This is a genomic window from Pseudomonas sp. HLMP, assembly GCF_046365545.1.
Classification (GTDB): Bacteria; Pseudomonadota; Gammaproteobacteria; order Pseudomonadales; family Pseudomonadaceae; genus Aquipseudomonas; species Aquipseudomonas guariconensis_B.
The window spans coordinates 1,039,613-1,058,248 of record NZ_JBDLLR010000001.1 but is presented as its reverse complement, the minus strand read 5'-3'; the positions used below and the strand labels follow the sequence as shown (position 1 = coordinate 1,058,248).

18 protein-coding genes and 1 pseudogene are annotated in these 18,636 nt (G+C 65.1%); 10 read left to right on the top strand and 9 right to left on the bottom strand.

All coding sequences use genetic code 11. The annotated features are described in order from the left end of the window. Nucleotides 1–57: 57 nt before the first annotated feature. Both ABFA30_RS05095 and dadA read right to left on the bottom strand, forming a co-directional pair. On the bottom strand, nucleotides 58–411 hold the full coding sequence (locus ABFA30_RS05095; protein WP_225786743.1) for a RidA family protein: 354 nt from the start codon (nucleotides 409–411) through the stop codon (nucleotides 58–60). Further along, nucleotides 383–1,684: a D-amino acid dehydrogenase gene (gene dadA, locus ABFA30_RS05090; protein ID WP_225786744.1), complete on the bottom strand. Its 1,302-nt coding sequence runs from the start codon at nucleotides 1,682–1,684 to the stop codon at nucleotides 383–385. Before dadA ends, ABFA30_RS05095 begins: the two co-directional genes overlap by 29 nt. A gap of 155 nt (nucleotides 1,685–1,839) precedes the next feature. On the opposite strand from dadA, the gene dadR reads away from it, so the two are divergent. After that, nucleotides 1,840–2,328, top strand: coding sequence for a transcriptional regulator DadR (gene dadR, locus ABFA30_RS05085; protein WP_003258963.1), 489 nt, complete (start codon nucleotides 1,840–1,842; stop codon nucleotides 2,326–2,328). A 3-nt stretch (nucleotides 2,329–2,331) separates the two neighbouring features. On the opposite strand, the gene ABFA30_RS05080 is transcribed toward dadR, so the two are convergent. Beyond that, a complete protein-coding gene (locus tag ABFA30_RS05080; protein ID WP_253090663.1) occupies nucleotides 2,332–2,685 on the bottom strand; it encodes a YkgJ family cysteine cluster protein in 354 nt (117 codons plus the stop codon). A gap of 154 nt (nucleotides 2,686–2,839) precedes the next feature. On the opposite strand from ABFA30_RS05080, the gene ABFA30_RS05075 reads away from it, so the two are divergent. After that, on the top strand, nucleotides 2,840–4,132 hold the full coding sequence (locus ABFA30_RS05075) for an NAD(P)/FAD-dependent oxidoreductase (RefSeq protein ID WP_225786746.1): 1,293 nt from the start codon (nucleotides 2,840–2,842) through the stop codon (nucleotides 4,130–4,132). Here the strand turns inward: ABFA30_RS05075 and ABFA30_RS05070 are convergent. Beyond that, nucleotides 4,129–4,359 (bottom strand): DUF1127 domain-containing protein, encoded by a 231-nt coding sequence (locus ABFA30_RS05070; protein WP_253080650.1) that lies wholly within the window; start codon nucleotides 4,357–4,359, stop codon nucleotides 4,129–4,131. The two genes, ABFA30_RS05075 and ABFA30_RS05070, sit on opposite strands and share 4 nt — an antisense overlap. 178 nt (nucleotides 4,360–4,537) lie before the next feature. Between ABFA30_RS05070 and ABFA30_RS05065 the strand changes: the two genes are divergently transcribed. Both ABFA30_RS05065 and ABFA30_RS05060 read left to right on the top strand, forming a co-directional pair. Then, entirely contained in the window at nucleotides 4,538–5,968 is a 1,431-nt protein-coding gene (locus ABFA30_RS05065; protein ID WP_253080645.1) for a PLP-dependent aminotransferase family protein, read from the top strand. Nucleotides 5,969–6,028: 60 nt separating this feature from the next. Continuing rightward, entirely contained in the window at nucleotides 6,029–7,585 is a 1,557-nt protein-coding gene (locus ABFA30_RS05060) for a phospholipase D family protein (RefSeq protein WP_253090662.1), read from the top strand. 75 nt (nucleotides 7,586–7,660) lie between these two features. Here the strand turns inward: ABFA30_RS05060 and ABFA30_RS05055 are convergent, their stop codons facing one another. Then, nucleotides 7,661–8,800 carry an MFS transporter gene (locus ABFA30_RS05055; protein ID WP_410045197.1) on the bottom strand — a complete coding sequence of 380 codons (1,140 nt, stop codon included), beginning with the start codon at nucleotides 8,798–8,800 and terminating at the stop codon, nucleotides 7,661–7,663. Nucleotides 8,801–8,982: 182 nt separating this feature from the next. Then, nucleotides 8,983–10,476, bottom strand: a complete 1,494-nt coding sequence (locus tag ABFA30_RS05050; RefSeq protein WP_368816530.1) for an aldehyde dehydrogenase — start codon at nucleotides 10,474–10,476, stop codon at nucleotides 8,983–8,985. A 196-nt stretch (nucleotides 10,477–10,672) separates the two neighbouring features. On the opposite strand from ABFA30_RS05050, the gene ABFA30_RS05045 reads away from it, so the two are divergent. Then, entirely contained in the window at nucleotides 10,673–11,032 is a 360-nt protein-coding gene (locus ABFA30_RS05045; protein ID WP_225786752.1) for a cupin domain-containing protein, read from the top strand. A gap of 125 nt (nucleotides 11,033–11,157) precedes the next feature. On the opposite strand, the gene rpmG is transcribed toward ABFA30_RS05045, so the two are convergent. Beyond that, complete coding sequence (rpmG, locus tag ABFA30_RS05040) at nucleotides 11,158–11,313, bottom strand: 50S ribosomal protein L33 (protein ID WP_012703270.1); 156 nt, start codon at nucleotides 11,311–11,313, stop codon at nucleotides 11,158–11,160. An 11-nt stretch (nucleotides 11,314–11,324) separates the two neighbouring features. Further along, nucleotides 11,325–11,561 carry a 50S ribosomal protein L28 gene (rpmB, locus tag ABFA30_RS05035; protein WP_225786753.1) on the bottom strand — a complete coding sequence of 79 codons (237 nt, stop codon included), beginning with the start codon at nucleotides 11,559–11,561 and terminating at the stop codon, nucleotides 11,325–11,327. Nucleotides 11,562–11,914: 353 nt separating this feature from the next. Here rpmB and ABFA30_RS05030 point away from each other — a divergent pair, with 353 nt between their 5' ends. Beyond that, entirely contained in the window at nucleotides 11,915–13,504 is a 1,590-nt protein-coding gene (locus ABFA30_RS05030) for an ABC transporter substrate-binding protein (RefSeq protein WP_253101284.1), read from the top strand. Between the two features lie 139 nt (nucleotides 13,505–13,643). Here ABFA30_RS05030 and radC read toward each other — a convergent pair whose 3' ends face one another. Then, nucleotides 13,644–14,324, bottom strand: coding sequence for a RadC family protein (gene radC / locus ABFA30_RS05025; RefSeq protein WP_253101280.1), 681 nt, complete (start codon nucleotides 14,322–14,324; stop codon nucleotides 13,644–13,646). Nucleotides 14,325–14,450: 126 nt separating this feature from the next. On the opposite strand from radC, the gene coaBC reads away from it, so the two are divergent. The 4 genes and pseudogenes from coaBC to argB all read left to right on the top strand — a co-directional run bounded on the left by coaBC (nucleotide 14,451) and on the right by argB (nucleotide 18,567). Beyond that, entirely contained in the window at nucleotides 14,451–15,662 is a 1,212-nt protein-coding gene (coaBC, locus tag ABFA30_RS05020; RefSeq protein WP_225786756.1) for a bifunctional phosphopantothenoylcysteine decarboxylase/phosphopantothenate--cysteine ligase CoaBC, read from the top strand. Nucleotides 15,663–15,667: 5 nt separating this feature from the next. Further along, nucleotides 15,668–16,123 carry a dUTP diphosphatase gene (gene dut, locus ABFA30_RS05015; protein WP_225786757.1) on the top strand — a complete coding sequence of 152 codons (456 nt, stop codon included), beginning with the start codon at nucleotides 15,668–15,670 and terminating at the stop codon, nucleotides 16,121–16,123. A gap of 134 nt (nucleotides 16,124–16,257) precedes the next feature. Continuing rightward, nucleotides 16,258–17,631 (top strand): annotated as a pseudogene (locus tag ABFA30_RS05010) (phosphomannomutase/phosphoglucomutase); the annotation flags it as partial. A 30-nt stretch (nucleotides 17,632–17,661) separates the two neighbouring features. Then, entirely contained in the window at nucleotides 17,662–18,567 is a 906-nt protein-coding gene (gene argB, locus ABFA30_RS05005; RefSeq protein WP_225786758.1) for an acetylglutamate kinase, read from the top strand. The last annotated feature ends 69 nt before the right edge of the window (nucleotides 18,568–18,636 follow it).

Genomic DNA, 18,636 nt, shown 5'->3' with positions numbered 1-18,636 from the left:
AGCCCCTGGCGCGACGGGTGAGGGGTAGTGCCCGCCGCACCAGGGTGAGGGAACGGTTTACGGCAGTGCGGCGATCACCGACATCTCGACGAGGATCTCTGGCTCGCACAGCTTGGCCTCGACCGTGGCGCGGGCCGGCGCGACGCCCTGGGGCAGCCACTGGTCCCACACCGCGTTCATGCCCTGGAAGTGGGCGTCGATGTCCTTCAGGTAGATGGTCACCGAGAGCAGGCGGGTCTTGTCGGTGCCGGCCTGCTCGAGGAACTGTTCGATGTTGGCCAGGGTCTCGCGGGTCTGCTGCTCGATCCCGGCATCCATGTCGTCACCCACCTGGCCCGCCAGGTAGACGGTACCGTTGTGAACGACGATCTGGCTCATGCGCTCATTGGTGAGCTGGCGCTGGATTGGCATGCTTGGCGATCTCCTGATTTTTGCCATAACGCGAAATGTCGAGGCCCTCGGCGCTGATCTGCGGCTTCTTGCGCGCGATCAGGTCGGCCAGCAGGCGGCCAGAACCACAGGCCATGGTCCACCCCAGGGTGCCGTGACCGGTATTGAGGTACAGGTTGCGCAAGGAGGTAGCGCCGACGATCGGCGTGCCGTCCGGGGTCGCCGGGCGCAGGCCGGTCCAGAAGCTGGCCTGGCTCAGGTCGCCGCCGCGAGGATAAAGATCGTTGACGATCATCTCCAGCGTTTCGCGCCGACGCGGGTTCAGCGAAAGGTCGAAGCCGGCGATCTCGGCCATGCCCCCGACACGGATGCGGTTGTCGAAACGGGTGATGGCGACCTTGTAGGTCTCGTCGAGGATGGTCGAGGTCGGCGCCATGTCCGGATCGGTGATCGGCACGGTCAGCGAGTAGCCCTTGAGCGGGTACACCGGAGCCTTGATGCCCAGCGGCTTGAGCATCTGCGGCGAGTAGCTGCCCAGGGCCAGGACGTAGCGGTCGGCGGTTTCCAGCTTGCCGTCGATCCACACGCCATTGATACGGTCGCCGGCGCAGTCCAGGCGCTGGATGTCCTGGCCGAAGCGGAACTCGACGCCCAGCTTGATGGCCATCTCGGCGAGCTTGGTGGTGAACAGCTGGCAGTCGCCGGTCTGGTCGTTGGGCAGGCGCAGGGCGCCGGCGAGGATGTCCTTCACCCCAGCCAGGGCCGGCTCGACGCGGGCGATACCGTCACGATCGAGCAACTCGTATGGCACGCCGGATTGCTCGAGCACGGCGATGTCCTTGGCCGCCGCATCCACCTGGGCCTGGGTGCGGAACAGCTGGGTGGTGCCCAGGGTGCGGCTTTCGTAGGCGATACCGGTCTCGGCGCGCAGTTCGTCGAGGCAGTCGCGGCTGTACTCGGACAGGCGCACCATCCGCTCCTTGTTCACCGCGTAGCGGTTGGCGGTGCAGTTGCGCAGCATCTGCGCCATCCACAGGTACTGGTCGACGTTGCCGGTGAGCTTGATGGCCAGCGGGGCATGGCGCTCGAGCAGCCACTTGATGGCCTTCAGCGGCACGCCCGGCGCGGCCCAGGGCGAGGCATAGCCCGGCGAGATCTGGCCAGCGTTGGCGAAGCTGGTCTCCATGGCCACCGCCGGCTGGCGATCGACCACCACGACTTCGAAACCTTGCCGGGCCAGATAATAGGCACTGGCGGTTCCGATCACACCGCTACCAAGTACCAGAACTCGCATTGTTTATCCCTCGCACGCGGCTTGCCGCAGTCTTTTGTTGAAATGGCTTGGATGGGCGCAGTATAAGAAGGACAGGCCAGTGCATTTCACTATATAAAAGCCTATATTTGGCGAGAATTCTCGGCATAGTCGCCTTTTGTGGAGGGGCATCCCCTATGAGAACCCAGCACCAGAGCAAGCGTGAACTGGACAAGATCGACCGCAACATCCTGCGTATCCTGCAAAACGACGGGCGCATCTCGTTCACCGAACTGGGCGAGAAGGTCGGCCTTTCCACCACGCCATGCACCGAGCGTGTGCGCCGGCTGGAGCGCGAGGGGATCATCATGGGCTACAACGCCCGGCTCAATCCGCAGCACCTCAAGGGCAGCCTGCTGGTATTCGTCGAGATCAGCCTGGACTACAAGTCCGGCGATACCTTCGAGGAGTTCCGCCGTGCCGTGCTCAAGCTGCCTCATGTGCTGGAGTGCCACCTGGTATCGGGCGACTTCGACTACCTGGTGAAAGCGCGCATCTCGGAAATGGCCTCGTACCGCAAGCTGCTTGGCGACATCCTGCTCAAGCTGCCCCATGTGCGGGAGTCGAAGAGCTACATCGTCATGGAAGAGGTGAAGGAAAGCCTCTGCCTGCCGATCCCGGACTGAGCGTCAGACCAGCACCTGGCGGGTGCTGGCGATGTACTGGTGGACGAGCTGCTCGGCTTCGGGCTCGATCATCTGCGCAGGCCCGCGCCCCCGCGGGCAGGCCATGCGTGGCGTGGTGCCGAACAGGCGGCAGATCAGCGGCCGCTCCTGGTACACCGTGCATCCCTCGGGGCCCAGGTGCACGCAGTCCAGGCGCTCCAGCGCGGCCTCCTGCTCGGCGCGGGACTTGCGTGGCAGCCGGGCCATCTCTTCGGCCGAGGTGGTGACCGGGCCGCAGCAGTCGTGGCAGCCGCGCTCACAGTCGAAGGACGGGATCAGTTCGCGCAGGAAGTGGATCTTGTGGCGGTTGCAGGACATGGTCGGCGGGCGAGTCGAAGAGGTGGGTCGGATTATATCCCATTCGCGGTGGCGGGCTTTGGGGCCGCTTAACTGACGGGTATTGCTCTAGTTGCCCCACCGCGAACCCCCAGCTTATCCTCGCCCCTCCCGCTCCAACTCCAGGACCCGCCCCATGACCCACAGCGCGCAGCACGCCGCCTCCTATTACGCCGCCAGCAGCGCGCCACAGCCCGATTACCCTGCCCTGCAAGGCGAACACAGCGCTGACGTGTGCATCGTCGGCGGCGGCTACTCAGGCCTGAACACCGCCATCGAACTGGCCGAACGCGGCCTCTCGGTGATCCTCCTGGAAGCCCGCAAGATCGGCTGGGGCGCCAGCGGGCGCAACGGCGGGCAACTGATCCGTGGCGTCGGCCACGGCCTGGAGCAATTCCTGCCGATCATCGGCGAGCAAGGCGTGCGCAGCATGAAGCTGATGGGCCTGGAGGCCGTGGACATCGTCCGCGAGCGCATCGAGCGTCACGCCATCGCCTGCGACCTGACCTGGGGCTACTGCGACCTGGCCAACAAGCCTCGCGAGCTGGAAGGCTTCGCCGAGGACGCCGAAGAGCTGCGCAGCCTGGGCTATCGCCATGAACTGCGCCTGGTTCCACAGAGCGACATCCACAGCGTGGTCGGCTCCGACCGCTACGTCGGCGGGCTGGTCGACATGGGCTCGGGGCACCTGCACCCGCTCAACCTGGCCCTGGGCGAAGCGCAAGCCGCCACCCGGCTGGGGGTGAAACTGCACGAAATGTCGGAAGTGACCCGCATCGACTACGGCCCGCAGGTACAGGTCCACACCGCCAAGGGGCGGGTCCGCGCCAGCACCCTGGTACTGTGCTGCAACGCCTACCACAACGACCTCAACCGCGAACTGGGCGGCAAGGTGCTGCCCGCCGGCAGCTACGTCATCGCCACCGAGCCACTGGGCGAGGAACGCGCGCGCCAACTGCTGCCACAGAACATGGCGGTGTGCGACCAACGCGTGGCCCTGGACTACTACCGCCTGTCCGCCGACCATCGCCTGCTGTTCGGCGGCGCCTGCCACTACTCCGGGCGCGACCCGCAGGACATCGCCGCCTACATGCGTCCGAAGATGCTCAAGGTGTTCCCGCACCTGGCCGATGTGCGCATCGACTACCAGTGGGGCGGCATGATCGGCATCGGCGCCAACCGCCTGCCGCAGATCGGCCGCCTGGCCAGCCAGCCCAATGTCTACTATGCCCAGGCCTATTCCGGCCATGGCGTGAACGCCACCCACCTGGCCGGGCGCTTGCTCGGCGAAGCCATCAGCGGCCAGCAGAGCGGGCGCTTCGACCTGTTCGCCCAGGTCCCGCATATCACCTTCCCCGGCGGCAGGTTGCTGCGCTCGCCACTGCTGGCTTTGGGCATGCTGTGGCATCGCCTCAAGGAGCTGGTCTAATCCCGCCAGAAGGGTTTGCGCCCTTCCTCCCGGGCCTGCTGCCAGCTCAAGCCGATATCCCGCAACTGGCCATCATCCAGCTGCAGCAGGGCCCTGCGGGTGCGCCAGCGGTGCATCATCAACCCCCAGCGGCCCAGGCCGGCCGGGGCCGCGTGGACCTTGGGGCGTTGGCCGTCCGCCAACTCCTTGGCCAACAGTTGCAAACGTACGTCGCTCAAACCGCCCATCACTGCGTTCTCCTGATCTGATCGAGCCATGGAGAAAGCATGCGGGTTTGTACCCCCGGCAATACAGATTCAATACAGCTTTATTATTTCCATACAGCATTGGCAGAAAGCCTGCTGAATGCTGTATTTTCGCCCGATCTGTACTGGTCTTAGCTCGCACCCCGGGCAGGAGTATGCCGTGACCCTCTACGTCAACCTCGCCGAGCTGCTCGGCGCCCGTATCGAACAAGGCCTGTACCGCCCCGGCCAGCGCCTGCCCTCGGTCCGTGCCCTGAGCCTCGAGCACGGCGTCAGCCTGAGCACCGTGCAGCAGGCCTACCGCCTGCTGGAGGACAACGGCCTGGTCTCGCCGCGCCCCAAGTCAGGCTATTTCGTCGCCGAAGACCGCAGCCTCCCTGCCCTGCCCGCGGTCAGCCGGCCGGCCCAGCGGCCCGTGGACATCTCCCAGTGGGAACAGGTGCTGGAACTGGTGCGCAGCACCCCACGCGCCGACGTGGTCCAGCTCGGCCGCGGCATGCCCGACATCGACAGCCCGAGCCTCAAGCCTCTGTTGCGCAGCCTCGCCCAGCTCAGCCGACGCCAGGACATGCCCGGCCTGTACTACGACAACATCCACGGCAACCTGGCCCTGCGCGAACAGATCGCCCGCTTGATGCTCGACTCCGGCTGCCGCCTGGGCCCGGCCGACCTGGTGGTGACCACCGGCTGCCACGAGGCGCTGTCCACCAGCATCCGCGCGGTGTGCCAGCCCGGCGACATCGTCGCGGTCGACTCGCCGAGCTTCCATGGCGCCATGCAGACCCTCAAGGGCCTGGGCATGAAGGCCCTGGAGATCCCCACCGACCCGCTCACCGGCATAAGCCTCGAAGCCCTCGAACTGGCCCTGGAGCAGTGGCCGATCAAGCTCATCCAGATCACGCCCAGCTGCAACAACCCGCTCGGCTACATCATGCCCGAGGCGCGCAAGAAGGCCCTGTTGACGCTGGCCCAGCGCTACGACGTGGCGATCCTCGAGGACGATGTCTACGGCGACCTGGCCTACACCTATCCGCGCCCACGGACCATCAAGTCGTTCGACGAAGACGGCCGCGTGCTGCTGTGCAGTTCGTTCTCCAAGACCCTGGCCCCAGGCCTGCGGGTCGGCTGGGTCGCCCCTGGGCGCTACCTGGAGCGGGTGCTGCACATGAAGTACATCAGCACCGGCAGCACCGCCAGCCAGCCACAGTTGGCCATCGCCGACTTCATCGCCGCCGGCCACTACCACCCGCACGTGCGCCGCATGCGCAGCCAGTACCAGCGTGGTCGCGACCTGATGAGCGACTGGGTGACCCGCTACTTCCCGCCCGGCACCCGTGCCAGCCGGCCCCAGGGCGGCTTCATGCTGTGGGTGGAATTGCCGGAAAGTTTCGATACGCTGCGCCTGAATCGCGCTTTACTGGAGCAAGGCGTGCAGGTCGCCGTCGGCAGCATCTTCTCGGCGTCGGGCAAGTTCCGCCATTGCCTGCGCATGAACTTCGCCGCCCGGCCGACGCCACAGATCGAGGCGGCCGTGCGCAAGGTGGGCGAAACCGCCCTTCGTCTACTGGATGCGGATGCGCACGCAGGGTAACTTTGCGCCGCCCTCCACAGTCCATATCGATAGGCCTTTGCTGTACAGGACGATCCTCCCTTGAGACTCCAGCGAGCTCTGCCTCTCTTGCTGGCGCTGCTGCTCGGCCTTGCGGGCTGTGCCAGTGTCGGCACTTCCCACGACGTCAGCCACGCCCTGCCGGCCAGCGAGTCCGCCTTCGGCCGCTCGGTGCTGCGCCAGGCGGCCCCCTACGAAGGGCGCTCGGGCTTTCGCCTGCTGCCCAACAGCAACGAAGCCTTCCGCGCCCGTGCCGAACTGATCCGCAACGCCCAGGCCAGCATCGACCTGCAGTACTACATCGTCCATGACGGCCTGAGCACCCGCGCCCTGGTTCACGAGTTGCTGCGCGCCGCAGACCGTGGCGTGCGCGTGCGCATCCTGCTCGACGACACCACCAGCGACGGTCTCGACAGCCTGATGGGCACCCTCGCCGCCCACCCGAACATCCATATCCGCGTGTTCAACCCACTGCACCTGGGGCGCAGTACCGGCGTCACCCGCGCGGTGGGCCGGTTGTTCAACCTGTCGCGCCAGCACCGGCGCATGCACAACAAGCTGTTCCTGGTGGACAACAGCATGGCCATCGTCGGCGGTCGTAACCTGGGCGACGAGTACTTCGACGCCGAGCCCAACCTGAACTTCACCGACATCGACCTGCTCGGCGTCGGGCCTGTGGCCGAACAGCTCGGGCACAGCTTCGACCAGTACTGGAACAGTGCCCTGAGCCGCCCGATCGGCGACTTTCTCTGGCGCCAGCCAGACGCCAGCGACCTGCGCACCAGCCGCCAGCGCCTGGAGATTTCCCTGGCCGAGGCGCGGATCCAGCACAAGGCGCTGTATGACCGGCTGATGGCCTACCAGGCCCGGCCACGCCTGGACGTCTGGCGCAACGAGCTGATCTGGGCCCACAGCCAGGCCCTGTGGGACGCGCCGAGCAAGGTACTGGCCCAGGACGAGCCGGACCCGCAGTTGCTGATGACCCAGCAACTGGCACCGGATCTGAAAAACGTCCGTCACGAGCTGATCCTGGTGTCGGCCTACTTCGTACCAGGCGAGTCAGGCCTGCTGTACCTGACCAGCCAGGCCGATGCCGGCATCTCGGTGAAGTTGCTGACCAACTCGCTGGAGGCCACCGACGTGCCGGCGGTGCACGGTGGCTACGCGCCCTACCGCCGCGCCTTGCTCGAACATGGCGTACAGCTTTACGAACTGCGCCGCCAGCCTGGCGACCCCAGCGCCAACCGCGGCCTGAGCTTCCACGGTAGCTCCGACTCCAGCCTGCACAGCAAGGCGATCGTCTTCGACCGACGCAAGACCTTCATCGGCTCGTTCAACTTCGATCCACGTTCGGTGCTGTGGAACACCGAGGTCGGCGTGCTGGTGGACAGCCCGGAGCTGGCCGAGTACACGCGGGAACTGGCGGTGCAGGGGATGGCACCGGCGCTGAGCTACCAACCCAGGCTAGTGGGCGGAAAGATCGTGTGGGTGACCGAGGACGATGGCCAGCGCCGTATGCTGACCTCCGAACCGGGTGGGATGTGGCGGCGCTTCAATGCCTGGATCAGCAAGGCAGTGGGGCTGGAGAAGATGCTCTAGCCCAAGCGTGACGTGTGTAGCCCCATTCGCGGGCAAGCCCGCGAATGGGCTGCAGGGCAGCCGCCCCTGGCGCAATCAGACCGAAGCCGGCTCGAAGGCATCCCGCCGCCGGGTCAGCAATACCAACCCCGCCGCCCCTGCCGCCATCAGCAACGGCAGCGCATGCCCGCTGATCCACTGGCTGCCGGCACCGGCCAGCAATGGCCCGACCAGGCAGCCAATCCCCCACAACTGCGCCACGTGGGCATTGGCCCGCACCAGCGCATCATCCCGATAACGCTCGCCGATCAACACCAGCGACAGGGTGAACAGCCCCCCGGCACTGGCCCCGAACAGCACCCACAGCGGCCAGATCGCCGGCGTATGCAGCAACAACGGAATGGCCAGGCTGGACACCAGCAGCGTCAGGGCGCAACCGCTGAACAGGGTGCGTCGCGACATGCGGTCGGCCAGGGCACCGATCGGCAATTGCAGCACGGCGTCCCCCACCACCACGGTACTGACCATGAACAGCGCCAGCTCGGCGGTGAACCCTTGCTGCAGGCAGTACACTGGCAGCAAGGTCAGGATCATCGCCTCGAACGCCGCGAACAGGGCAATGGCCCAGGCGATCACCGGCAGGCGCCGGCAGAAAGCGAACAGGTCGCTGAAGGTGACGCTGCAAGCCTCGGTGGTCGGTGCCCCACCACGGCCCAGCAGCACCAGCGGCGCCAACAGCAGCAGGCCGGTGGCGGCCCAGAAACCGAAGTCGTCGTCCGAGCCGAGAAACCCCAGTACCAGCGGCCCGGCCAGCTGGCTCAGGGCATAGCTGCTGCCATACAAGGCCACCAGCCGGCCACGCCATTGCTCGACCACCAATTGGTTGATCCAGCTTTCGCCGAGGATGAACACCACCGTCAGGGACATGCCGATCAGCAGGCGCAGCGCCAGCCACAGCGAGTAGCTCGGCAGCAGCGCCACCAGGCCGATGGACAGCGCACCGCCCCACAGGCACAGGCGCATGGCCGATGGCACGCCGACCCAGCCGGCCAGGCGGCTGGCCAGGCTGGCGCCAAGCAGCACCCCGAGCGCCGGCATCGCCGCCATGACACCGATGGCGAACCCGCCGTAGCCCCAGCCCTCCAGGCGCAAGGACACCAGCGGCATGCTCACGCCGATCGCCAGCCCGACACTGAGCACCGACGCCAGCACGGCAAAGTAGGTTCCCCAACGCATCACAGCCTCCCAGGCAGCATTCTTGAAGAGCAGAAACGACACAGCCGGGACGGTGTGAACCGGCCCGGCTGTCATTGGGGCTGCTGTGCAGCTCAATCACCGCAAGCGTCCCACAGGGTTCGAGGCGATCCTTGTGGGGAGCCGGCTTGCCGGCGATTGGGCCGCAAGGCGGCCCCTCTGGCTTACAGCTTGATCCAGGTCGCCTTCAGCTCGGTGTATTTCTCCAGTGCATGCAGCGACTTGTCACGGCCGTTGCCCGACTGCTTGAAGCCACCGAACGGCGCAGTCATGTCGCCGCCGTCGTACTGGTTGACCCACACGCTGCCGGCACGCACGGCGCGGGCAGTGCGGTGGGCCTTGGAGATGTCGGCGGTCCAGATGCCGGCAGCCAGGCCGTACGGGGTGTCGTTGGCGATGGCCACGGCTTCCTCGGCGCTGTCGAAGGTGATCACCGACAGCACAGGGCCGAAGATCTCTTCCTTGGCGATCTTCATGGCGTTGGTCACGCCGTCGAAGATGGTCGGCTCGACATAGGTGCCGCCGGTTTCCTCCAGGATGCGCTTGCCGCCGGCCAGCAGCTTGGCGCCGTCCTGGTGGCCAGCCTCGATGTACGACAGCACGGTGTTCATCTGCTGGGTGTCGACCAGCGCGCCGACGGTGGTCGCCGGGTCCAGTGGGTTGCCCGGTTTCCAGGCCTTGAGGGCCTCGACCACCATGGGCAGGAACTGGTCCTTGATCGAACGCTCGACCAGCAGGCGCGAGCCGGCGGTGCAGACCTCGCCCTGGTTGAAGGCGATGGCGCTGGCGGCGGCTTCGGCGGCGGCCTTGAGGTCCGGCGCATCGGCGAAGACGATGTTCGGGCTCTTGCCGCCGGCTTCCAGCCAGACGCGCTTCATGTTCGATTCGCCGGCATACACCATCAGTTGCTTGGCGATCTTGGTGGAGCCGGTGAACACCAGGGTGTCGACGTCCATGTGCAGGGCCAGGGCCTTGCCCACGGTGTGACCATAGCCTGGCAGCACGTTCAGCACGCCGGCCGGGATGCCGGCCTCGATGGCCAGCTGGGCGATGCGGATGGCGGTCAGCGGCGACTTCTCCGACGGCTTGAGCACCACCGAGTTACCGGTGGCCAGGGCCGGGCCGAGTTTCCAGCAGGCCATCAGCAGCGGGAAGTTCCACGGCACGATGGCGCCGACCACGCCCACCGGCTCGCGGGTCACCAGGCCGAGCTGGTCGTGCGGGGTCGGGGCGACTTCGTCGTAGACCTTGTCGATGGCTTCGGCGGTCCAGTGGATGGCGTTGGCTGCACCGGGGATGTCGATGGTCGAGGAGTCACCGATCGGCTTGCCCATGTCCAGGGTTTCCAGCAGGGCCAGTTCCTCGACGTGCTGGCGCAGCAGGCCAGCGAAGCGGATCAGCACCGATTTGCGCTTGGCCGGGGCCAGGCGCGACCAGGCGCCGGACTCGAAGGTGGCGCGGGCGTTTTCCACGGCGCGGTTGGCGTCGGCCAAGTCGCAGCTGGCGACCTTGGCCAGGAAGCGTCCGTCCACCGGGCTCAGGCAGTCGAAGGTTTCACCGGATGCGGCATTGGTGTATTCACCGTTGATGAAGGCGCGACCTTCGATCTTCAATTGTTGGGCACGCTGTTCCCAGTCCGCACGAGTCAGGGTGGTCATACGAAACTCCTCCTCTTGTTAAGGTGCAACGCCGTACTGAGGACTCACGGGCGCTGTCAGAAATTCTGGCCGGGCGACAAGCGCACACTGGCAACCGATACCCTAAACCAGCCCGTGTAAACTATCAATATATTTGACACGAAAGGCCTAAAAGCCTACTGATGTGCATTTTATTAAACAACAAGAGGGGTTCACCATGAGCATCGACAGCATCATCGACTTCGCCCAGGCCATTACCGAGGCCGAACGCTACCGCCCGGCAGCGGAGAAAATCCTCAAGGGCGAACCCGACCAGGCCGTCTACAACCACTATTCCAGCCCATGCGGGCAATTCGCCGCGGGCGTCTGGGAGGGTGAGGTGGGCCAATGGACGGTGAACTACACCGAGCACGAATACTGCGAGATCGTCCAGGGCGTCTCGGTGCTGCGTGACGAGGCAGGCAATGCCAAGACCCTGCGTGCCGGTGATCGGTTCGTCATCCCGGCGGGCTTCAAGGGCACCTGGGAAGTGCTGGAGCCGTGCCGCAAGATCTATGTGATGTTCGAACAGAAGTAAGCCCGCCTTTGCCACTTGGGGCCATGGGGCTGTAAAGCGGCCCTGAGTGGCAGCCAATGGCTGACCGCCAGGCATAAAAAAACCCGCCTCCTTGCAGAGGCGGGTTTTTTCAGGTCGCCGATCAATTACTTGATCTTGGCTTCCTTGTAGATCACGTGCTTACGGACGACCGGATCGTATTTCTTGATCTCGATCTTGTCCGGAGTGGTGCGCTTGTTCTTGTCGGTGGTGTAGAAGTGGCCAGTGCCAGCACTCGATACCAGACGGATCAGTTCACGCATGATGTTCTCCCTTAAACCTTGGCGCCGCTGCGGCGGATGTCGGCCAGAACGGCATCGATACCGCGCTTGTCGATGATACGCATGCCCTTGGCGGAAACGCGCAGACGCACGAAGCGCTTCTCGGACTCAACCCAGAAACGGTGGTGCTGCAGGTTCGGCAGGAAACGACGACGGGTTTTGTTGTTTGCGTGGGAAATGTTGTTCCCGGTTACCGGACCCTTACCGGTAACTTGACAGACTCTCGACATGCCTCAGCCCTCTAAAACCACATGCCCAACCCGGCATGGGTTGGCCGCTTAATCTCTCAGTCTTTGGCGCCAGGCGCCGTGATTCCGGGGGTCTTATCGACCGGATCCGCTGATGCGACAGGCCGAGCCCCTAGAAAAGAGCGCTGCTTTATACCAGAAAGACTCGGCCACAACAATAGATGATACGTATCCTGGCTGGGCCGAGCGCGCCCGGCCAGCATAGCGACAAGCTTCGCGCACTGTCGACCGCTCGTCGCAGAGAAGACGAAAAAGAAGGTGGTCATTTATCGACGCGCACACTAGGGTAGGACGTTTCCTCACTGCACAGTCAGATGGGCCACAAGGAGTCCAGCATGCGTGTCGCCGCCCTTTCACTGTTGTTCACCTCCCTGTTCGCCGCAGGCCTCGCCCAGGCGGCGCCCCTCTCCGTCTGCACCGAGGCCAGCCCCGAAGGTTTCGACGTCGTCCAGTACAACTCGTTGACCACCACCAATGCCTCGGCCGACGTGCTGATGAACCGCCTGGTGGAGTTCGATGCGATCCAGGGCAAGGTCGTGCCTAGCCTTGCGCAAAGCTGGACGGTGTCCGATGACGGCCTGGTCTATGACTTCAAGCTGCGCAACGGCGTGAAATTCCATGCCACGCCCTGGTTCAAGCCAAGCCGCGAACTGGACGCCGACGACGTGCTGTTCAGCTTCCAGCGCATGCTCTACCCCGCCCACGCCTGGCACAAGACAGCCCCGGGCGGCTACCCGCATGCCCAGTCGCTGCAACTGGGCAGCCTGATCAAGCTGATCGAGGCGCCGGAGCCGCACACCGTGCGCTTCACCCTCACCCACCCGGACGCGACCTTCCTGGCGACCCTGAGCATGGGCTTCGCCTCGATCTATTCCGCCGAGTACGCCGACAAGCTGCTCAAGGCCGGCACCCCGGAAAAGCTCAACAGCCAGCCGGTGGGTACCGGGCCGTTCATGTTCCAGCGCTTCCAGAAGGACGCCGTGGTGCGCTACCGCGCCAACCCCGACTACTTCGCCGGCAAGCCCACGGTCGACCCGCTGATCTACGCCATCACCCCAGACGCCAACGTGCGCCTGCAGAAGCTCAAGCGCGGCGAATGCCAGGTGGCGCTCTCGCCCAAGCCACTGGATGTCGCCGAAGCCGGCAAGGATGGCAACCTCGAGGTCGCGACCACCCCGGCGTTCATGACCGCCTTCGTCGCCATCAACAGCCAGCACCCGCCGCTGAACAAACCTGAAGTGCGCCAGGCGATCAACCTTGCCTTCGACAAGCCGGCCTACCTCAAGGCCGTGTTCGAGGACACCGCCACCGCCGCCAACGGCCCCTACCCGCCCAATACCTGGAGCTATGCCAAGGACCTGCCCGGCTATCCGCAGGACCTGAAGAAGGCCAAGGCATTGCTGGCCAAGGCCGGCCTTGCGGACGGCTTCGCCACCACGATCTGGACCCGCCCCTCCGGCAGCCTGCTCAACCCCAACCCCAACCTGGGCGCACAGATGCTCCAGGCCGACCTGGCGAAAATCGGGATCAAGGCCGAGATCCGCGTGATCGAGTGGGGCGAACTGATCCGCCGCGCCAAGGCTGGCGAGCATGACCTGCTGTTCATGGGCTGGGCTGGCGACAACGGCGACCCGGACAACTTCCTCAGCCCGCAGTTTTCCTGCGCGGCGGTACAGTCGGGAACCAACTTCGCGCGCTTTTGCGACAGCCGCCTGGACCAGTTGATCAGCGCCGGTCGCACCACCAATGACCAGAGCGTGCGCAGCCGGCTGTACCAGCAGGCGCAAACGCTGATCCAGCAGCAGGCCCTATGGGTACCGCTGGCGCATCCGACGGCGGCGACCTTGCTGCGCCAGGGGGTCGAGGGGTACCAGGTGAGCCCGTTCGGGCGCTTGGATTTCAGCAAGGTCTCGGTAAACCGCTGAAGATGATGCAGGCTGTACCGGCCTATTCGCGGGCAAGCCCGCTCCCACATGGCCCTGCAAGCCACATCATGTGTGCTCGACTCAGGCCCTGTGGGAGCGGGCTTGCCCGCGAATAGGCCGGTACTGCCCCCCTGGACCATCAGGTCGCGATCCACCCATGCTCGACCATGGACAATGGCTCACCATCGCCAACGATGATGTGGTCGAGCACCCGCACATCGATCAAGGCCAGCGCCCGCTTCAGCGAAAGCGTCATGTGCACGTCGTTCTGGCTGGGCTCACAGTGGCCGGAAGGATGGTTGTGACAGAGGATCAGCGCCGCCGCGTTATGCAACAACGCCCGGCGCACGACTTCGCGCGGGTAGATGCTTGCCCGGTCGATCGTGCCTCTGAACAGGATCTCGAAAGCCAGTGGCCTGTGTTTGGTATCAAGAAACAGGCAGCCAAACACTTCGCTGGCCTCATGACGCAGCATTGACTTGAGATAACGCCGCACCGCCGACGGGCTCTCCAGGGCCGGAGCACGCTCGATGCTCTCGTCCAGGTAGCGCCTGCCAATCTCGAGCAATGCCTGCAACTGGGCGTACTTCACCGGCCCCAAGCCAGGCTCGTTGAGGATCGCCCCACGATCGGCCTCCAGGAACTGCCGCAAACCACCAAAACGCACCAGCAACCCTCGGGCGAGGTCCAGCACATTACGCCCGGCAACCCCCGACCCCAGCAGCACGGCCATCAGTTCGGCATCCGACAACACCGCAGCCCCGCGCTGCAGCAACTTCTCCCTCGGCCGCTCCTGCACCGGCCACTCCCTGATGTTCATCCCCTCTCCTTGCGTTGTACTGCGGCACATTTGAGCCCTGTGTTAATCTATCCCGCTCCGTAGATGCGACGTTCTGCCGCAGGCAGTTGTCGTCGCCGCCCGCTTTCACTGGAAAAAGGCAAGCCTATGCAGCGGCTGTATCGCAAGCGCATCGTTCTCGGCGTGGGTGGCGGCATCGCCGCCTACAAGAGCGCCGAGCTGATTCGCCGACTCCTGGAACACGGCGCGCAAGTGCGCGTCGTCATGACCCGCGGCGGCGCCGAGTTCATCACGCCGCTGACCCTGCAGGCGCTGTCCGGCCACCCGGTGCACATGGATCTACTCGATCCCGCCGCCGAAGCGGCCATGGGGCACATCGAACTGGCCAAGTGGGCCGACCTGGTGCTGATCGCCCCGGCCACCGCCGACCTCATGGCGCGCCTGGCCCAAGGCATGGCCGACGACCTGCTGACCACCCTGGTGCTGGCCACCGACGCCACCGTCGCCGTGGCGCCGGCCATGAACCAGGCCATGTGGCGCGACCCAGCCACCCAAGCCAACCTCGACCTGCTCAAGAGCCGCGGCATCCAGGTGTTCGGCCCGGCCTCCGGCAGCCAGGCCTGCGGCGACGTGGGCCTTGGCCGCATGCTCGAAGCCACGGACCTCGCCTGGTGCGCCGCCGAAAGCTTCAAGCGCCAGGCACTGACCGGCAAGCACGTGCTGATCACCGCCGGGCCGACCCAGGAAAACATCGACCCGGTGCGCTACATCACCAATCATAGCTCCGGCAAGATGGGCTTCGCCCTGGCCGAGGCGGCCGCCGAAGCCGGGGCTCGGGTGACCCTCGTCACCGGTCCGGTGCACCTGCCGACGCCCGATCGTGTCAACCGCATCGACGTGGTGAGCGCGCGGGACATGCTCGCCGCGTGCGAGGCCGCCATGCCCTGCGACCTGTTCATCGCCTCGGCTGCGGTCGCAGACTACCGCCCCGAGGTCGTCGCCCCGCAAAAACTCAAGAAAGATCCCACGACCGGCGACGGCATGCTGCTGCAGATGGTGCGCAATCCAGATATCCTTGCGACCATCGCTGGCCGCCCCGATCGCCCGTTCAGCGTCGGCTTCGCCGCCGAGACCGAGCACCTGCTCGACTACGCCACGCGCAAGCTCAAGGACAAGAACCTCGACCTGATCGTCGCCAATGATGTGGCCAACCCCAGCATCGGCTTCAACAGCGAGGAAAACGCCCTGACCGTGATCGACCGCCAGCAACACCAGACCCTCTTCGCGCAGACCAGCAAGGGCAAGATCGCCCGCCAGTTGGTCGCCTTCATCGCCGAACGGCTCAACCAGGTCCAATAAGCTACATGCACGCTCTCCAAGCCAAGATCCTCGACCCTCGCCTGGGCAACGAATTCCCCCTGCCGCAATACGCCACCCCTGGCTCCGCCGGCCTTGACCTGCGCGCCCTGCTCAAGGAAGACACCGTCCTCGAGCCGGGCCAGACCCTGCTGATCCCCACCGGCCTGTCGGTGTACATCGGCGACCCGGGCCTGGCCGCCATGATCCTGCCCCGCTCGGGACTGGGCCACAAGCACGGCATCGTGCTGGGCAACCTGGTCGGCCTGATCGACTCGGACTACCAGGGCGAGCTGATGGTGTCGTGCTGGAACCGTGGCAACACCCCGTTCACCATCGCCGTCGGCGAGCGCATCGCACAGCTGGTGCTGGTGCCCGTGGTGCAAGCACATTTCGATATCGTCGAATCCTTCGACGAGAGCCAGCGCGGTGCCGGCGGCTTCGGCCATTCCGGCAGCCACTGAGCCGGCTCGACGACCGTTCAGGCCATGGATGGCGAACTCTCTGGCGAAAGCATCGTCCAAGCGTTCAATTCGCGCCTGCCCAAAAGCCTTTGATTATTGGAGTTCCAGAGATGAATGACATGGCCCAGCTGGTACCCGCACTGCCCGACAGCATCTTCCGCGCTTACGACATCCGCGGCGTGGTCGGCAAGACCCTGACCGGCGAGACCGCCTATTGGATCGGCCGCGCCATCGGCGCACAGAGCCTGGCCCAGGGCGAGCCCCAGGTTTCGGTCGGCCGTGACGGCCGCCTGTCCGGCCCGATGCTGGTGGAACAGCTGATCAAGGGGCTGGCCGATGCCGGCTGCCAGGTCAGCGATGTCGGCCTGGTACCGACCCCGGCGCTGTACTATGCCGCCAACGTGCTGGCCGGCAAGTCCGGCGTGATGCTCACCGGCAGCCACAACCCGCCCGACTACAACGGTTTCAAGATCGTCATCGCCGGCGACACCCTGGCCAACGAGCAGATCCAGGCCCTGCTGACCCGCCTGAAGACCAACGACCTCAGCCGTGGCGAAGGCCGCGTGGAAAAGGTCGAGATCCTCGAGCGCTACTTCCAGCAGATCACCCGCGACGTGAAGCTGGCCAGGAAGCTGAAAGTGGTGGTGGACTGCGGCAACGGCGCCGCCGGCGTCATCGCCCCGCAGTTGATCGAAGCCCTGGGCTGCGATGTGATCCCGCTGTTCTGCGAGGTCGACGGCAACTTCCCCAACCACCATCCGGACCCGGGCAAGCCCGAGAACCTCGAAGACCTGATCGCCAAGGTCAAGGAAACCGGTGCCGACATCGGCCTGGCCTTCGACGGTGACGGCGACCGCGTCGGCGTGGTGACCAATACCGGCAGCATCGTCTACCCGGACCGCCTGCTGATGCTCTTCGCCCAAGACGTGCTGTCGCGCAATCCGGGCGCCGAGATCATTTTCGATGTCAAGTGCACCCGCCGCCTGACCCCGCTGATCGAGCAGCACGGCGGCCGCGCGCTAATGTGGAAGACCGGCCATTCGTTGATCAAGAAGAAGATGAAGCAGACCGGCTCCTTGTTGGCCGGCGAGATGAGCGGGCACATCTTCATCAAGGAGCGCTGGTACGGCTTCGACGACGGTATCTACAGCGCCGCGCGTCTGCTGGAGATCCTCAGCAAGGCCGACCAGGATGCCGAAACCCTGTTCGCCGCGTTCCCGAACGATATTTCCACGCCGGAAATCAACATTGATGTGACCGACGAGAGTAAATTCAGCATCATTGATGCGCTGCAACGCGACGCCGACTGGGGCGAAGCCAACCTGACCACCATCGACGGTGTGCGGGTCGACTACGCCCACGGCTGGGGCCTGGTCCGCGCCTCCAATACCACACCGGTGCTGGTGCTGCGCTTCGAGGCCGACAGCGACGCCGAGCTGCAACGTATCCAGGCTGTTTTCCGCACGCAGTTGCTGCGGGTCGATCCAGCCCTGCAACTGCCGTTCTGACCGACTATCTGTTCCTTACTGGAGCCCTGCATGACCCTCGATCGCGATGCCGCTTCCCAAGTCGCCAAGGTACTGTCCGAAGCGCTGCCCTACATCCGCCGCTTTGTCGGCAAGACCCTGGTGATCAAGTACGGCGGCAACGCGATGGAGAGCGAGGAGCTCAAGACCGGCTTCGCCCGCGACATCGTGCTGATGAAGGCCGTCGGCATCAACCCGGTGGTGGTGCACGGCGGCGGCCCGCAGATCGGCGACCTGCTCAAGCGCCTGTCGATCGAGAGCCACTTCATCGATGGCATGCGCGTCACCGACTCGGCGACCATGGACGTGGTGGAGATGGTCCTGGGCGGCCAGGTCAACAAGGACATCGTCAACCTGATCAACCGTCATGGCGGCAGCGCCATCGGCCTGACCGGCAAGGACGCCGAGCTGATCCGTGCACGCAAGCTCACCGTCACCCGTCAGACACCGGACATGACCCAGCCGGAGATCATCGACATCGGCCATGTGGGCGAGGTGGTCAGCGTCAACACCGAGTTGCTGAACATGCTGGTCAAGGGCGATTTCATCCCGGTGATCGCGCCGATCGGCGTGGGCGCCAACGGTGAGTCGTACAACATCAACGCCGACCTGGTCGCCGGCAAGGTGGCCGAGGCGCTGAAGGCCGAGAAGCTGATGCTGCTGACCAACATCGCCGGCCTGATGGACAAGCAGGGCCAGGTCCTCACGGGCCTGACCACCGAGCAGGTCAACGAGCTGATCGCCGACGGCACCATCTACGGCGGCATGCTGCCGAAGATCAAGTGCGCGCTGGAAGCGGTGCAAGGTGGCGTGAACAGCTCGCACATCATCGATGGCCGCGTGCCGAACGCGGTGCTGCTGGAGATCTTCACCGACAGCGGCGTGGGTACCCTGATCACCAACCGCAAGCGGCATTGATCGCCTGCACCGGCGATAGGGCGCTGCAGACAACAGCACAAAAAGGCGACCTCGGAGGTCGCCTTTTTC

Coding starts and splice junctions, on each gene's coding strand:
- ABFA30_RS05095 (WP_225786743.1), bottom strand. CDS start 411: ATGCCAATCCAGCGCCAGCTCACCAATGAGCGCATGAGCCAGATCGTC.
- dadA (WP_225786744.1), bottom strand. CDS start 1,684: ATGCGAGTTCTGGTACTTGGTAGCGGTGTGATCGGAACCGCCAGTGCC.
- dadR (WP_003258963.1), top strand. CDS start 1,840: ATGAGAACCCAGCACCAGAGCAAGCGTGAACTGGACAAGATCGACCGC.
- ABFA30_RS05080 (WP_253090663.1), bottom strand. CDS start 2,685: ATGTCCTGCAACCGCCACAAGATCCACTTCCTGCGCGAACTGATCCCG.
- ABFA30_RS05075 (WP_225786746.1), top strand. CDS start 2,840: ATGACCCACAGCGCGCAGCACGCCGCCTCCTATTACGCCGCCAGCAGC.
- ABFA30_RS05070 (WP_253080650.1), bottom strand. CDS start 4,359: ATGGGCGGTTTGAGCGACGTACGTTTGCAACTGTTGGCCAAGGAGTTG.
- ABFA30_RS05055 (WP_410045197.1), bottom strand. CDS start 8,800: ATGCGTTGGGGAACCTACTTTGCCGTGCTGGCGTCGGTGCTCAGTGTC.
- ABFA30_RS05050 (WP_368816530.1), bottom strand. CDS start 10,476: ATGACCACCCTGACTCGTGCGGACTGGGAACAGCGTGCCCAACAATTG.
- ABFA30_RS05045 (WP_225786752.1), top strand. CDS start 10,673: ATGAGCATCGACAGCATCATCGACTTCGCCCAGGCCATTACCGAGGCC.
- rpmG (WP_012703270.1), bottom strand. CDS start 11,313: ATGCGTGAACTGATCCGTCTGGTATCGAGTGCTGGCACTGGCCACTTC.
- rpmB (WP_225786753.1), bottom strand. CDS start 11,561: ATGTCGAGAGTCTGTCAAGTTACCGGTAAGGGTCCGGTAACCGGGAAC.
- ABFA30_RS05030 (WP_253101284.1), top strand. CDS start 11,915: ATGCGTGTCGCCGCCCTTTCACTGTTGTTCACCTCCCTGTTCGCCGCA.
- radC (WP_253101280.1), bottom strand. CDS start 14,324: ATGAACATCAGGGAGTGGCCGGTGCAGGAGCGGCCGAGGGAGAAGTTG.
- coaBC (WP_225786756.1), top strand. CDS start 14,451: ATGCAGCGGCTGTATCGCAAGCGCATCGTTCTCGGCGTGGGTGGCGGC.
- dut (WP_225786757.1), top strand. CDS start 15,668: ATGCACGCTCTCCAAGCCAAGATCCTCGACCCTCGCCTGGGCAACGAA.
- argB (WP_225786758.1), top strand. CDS start 17,662: ATGACCCTCGATCGCGATGCCGCTTCCCAAGTCGCCAAGGTACTGTCC.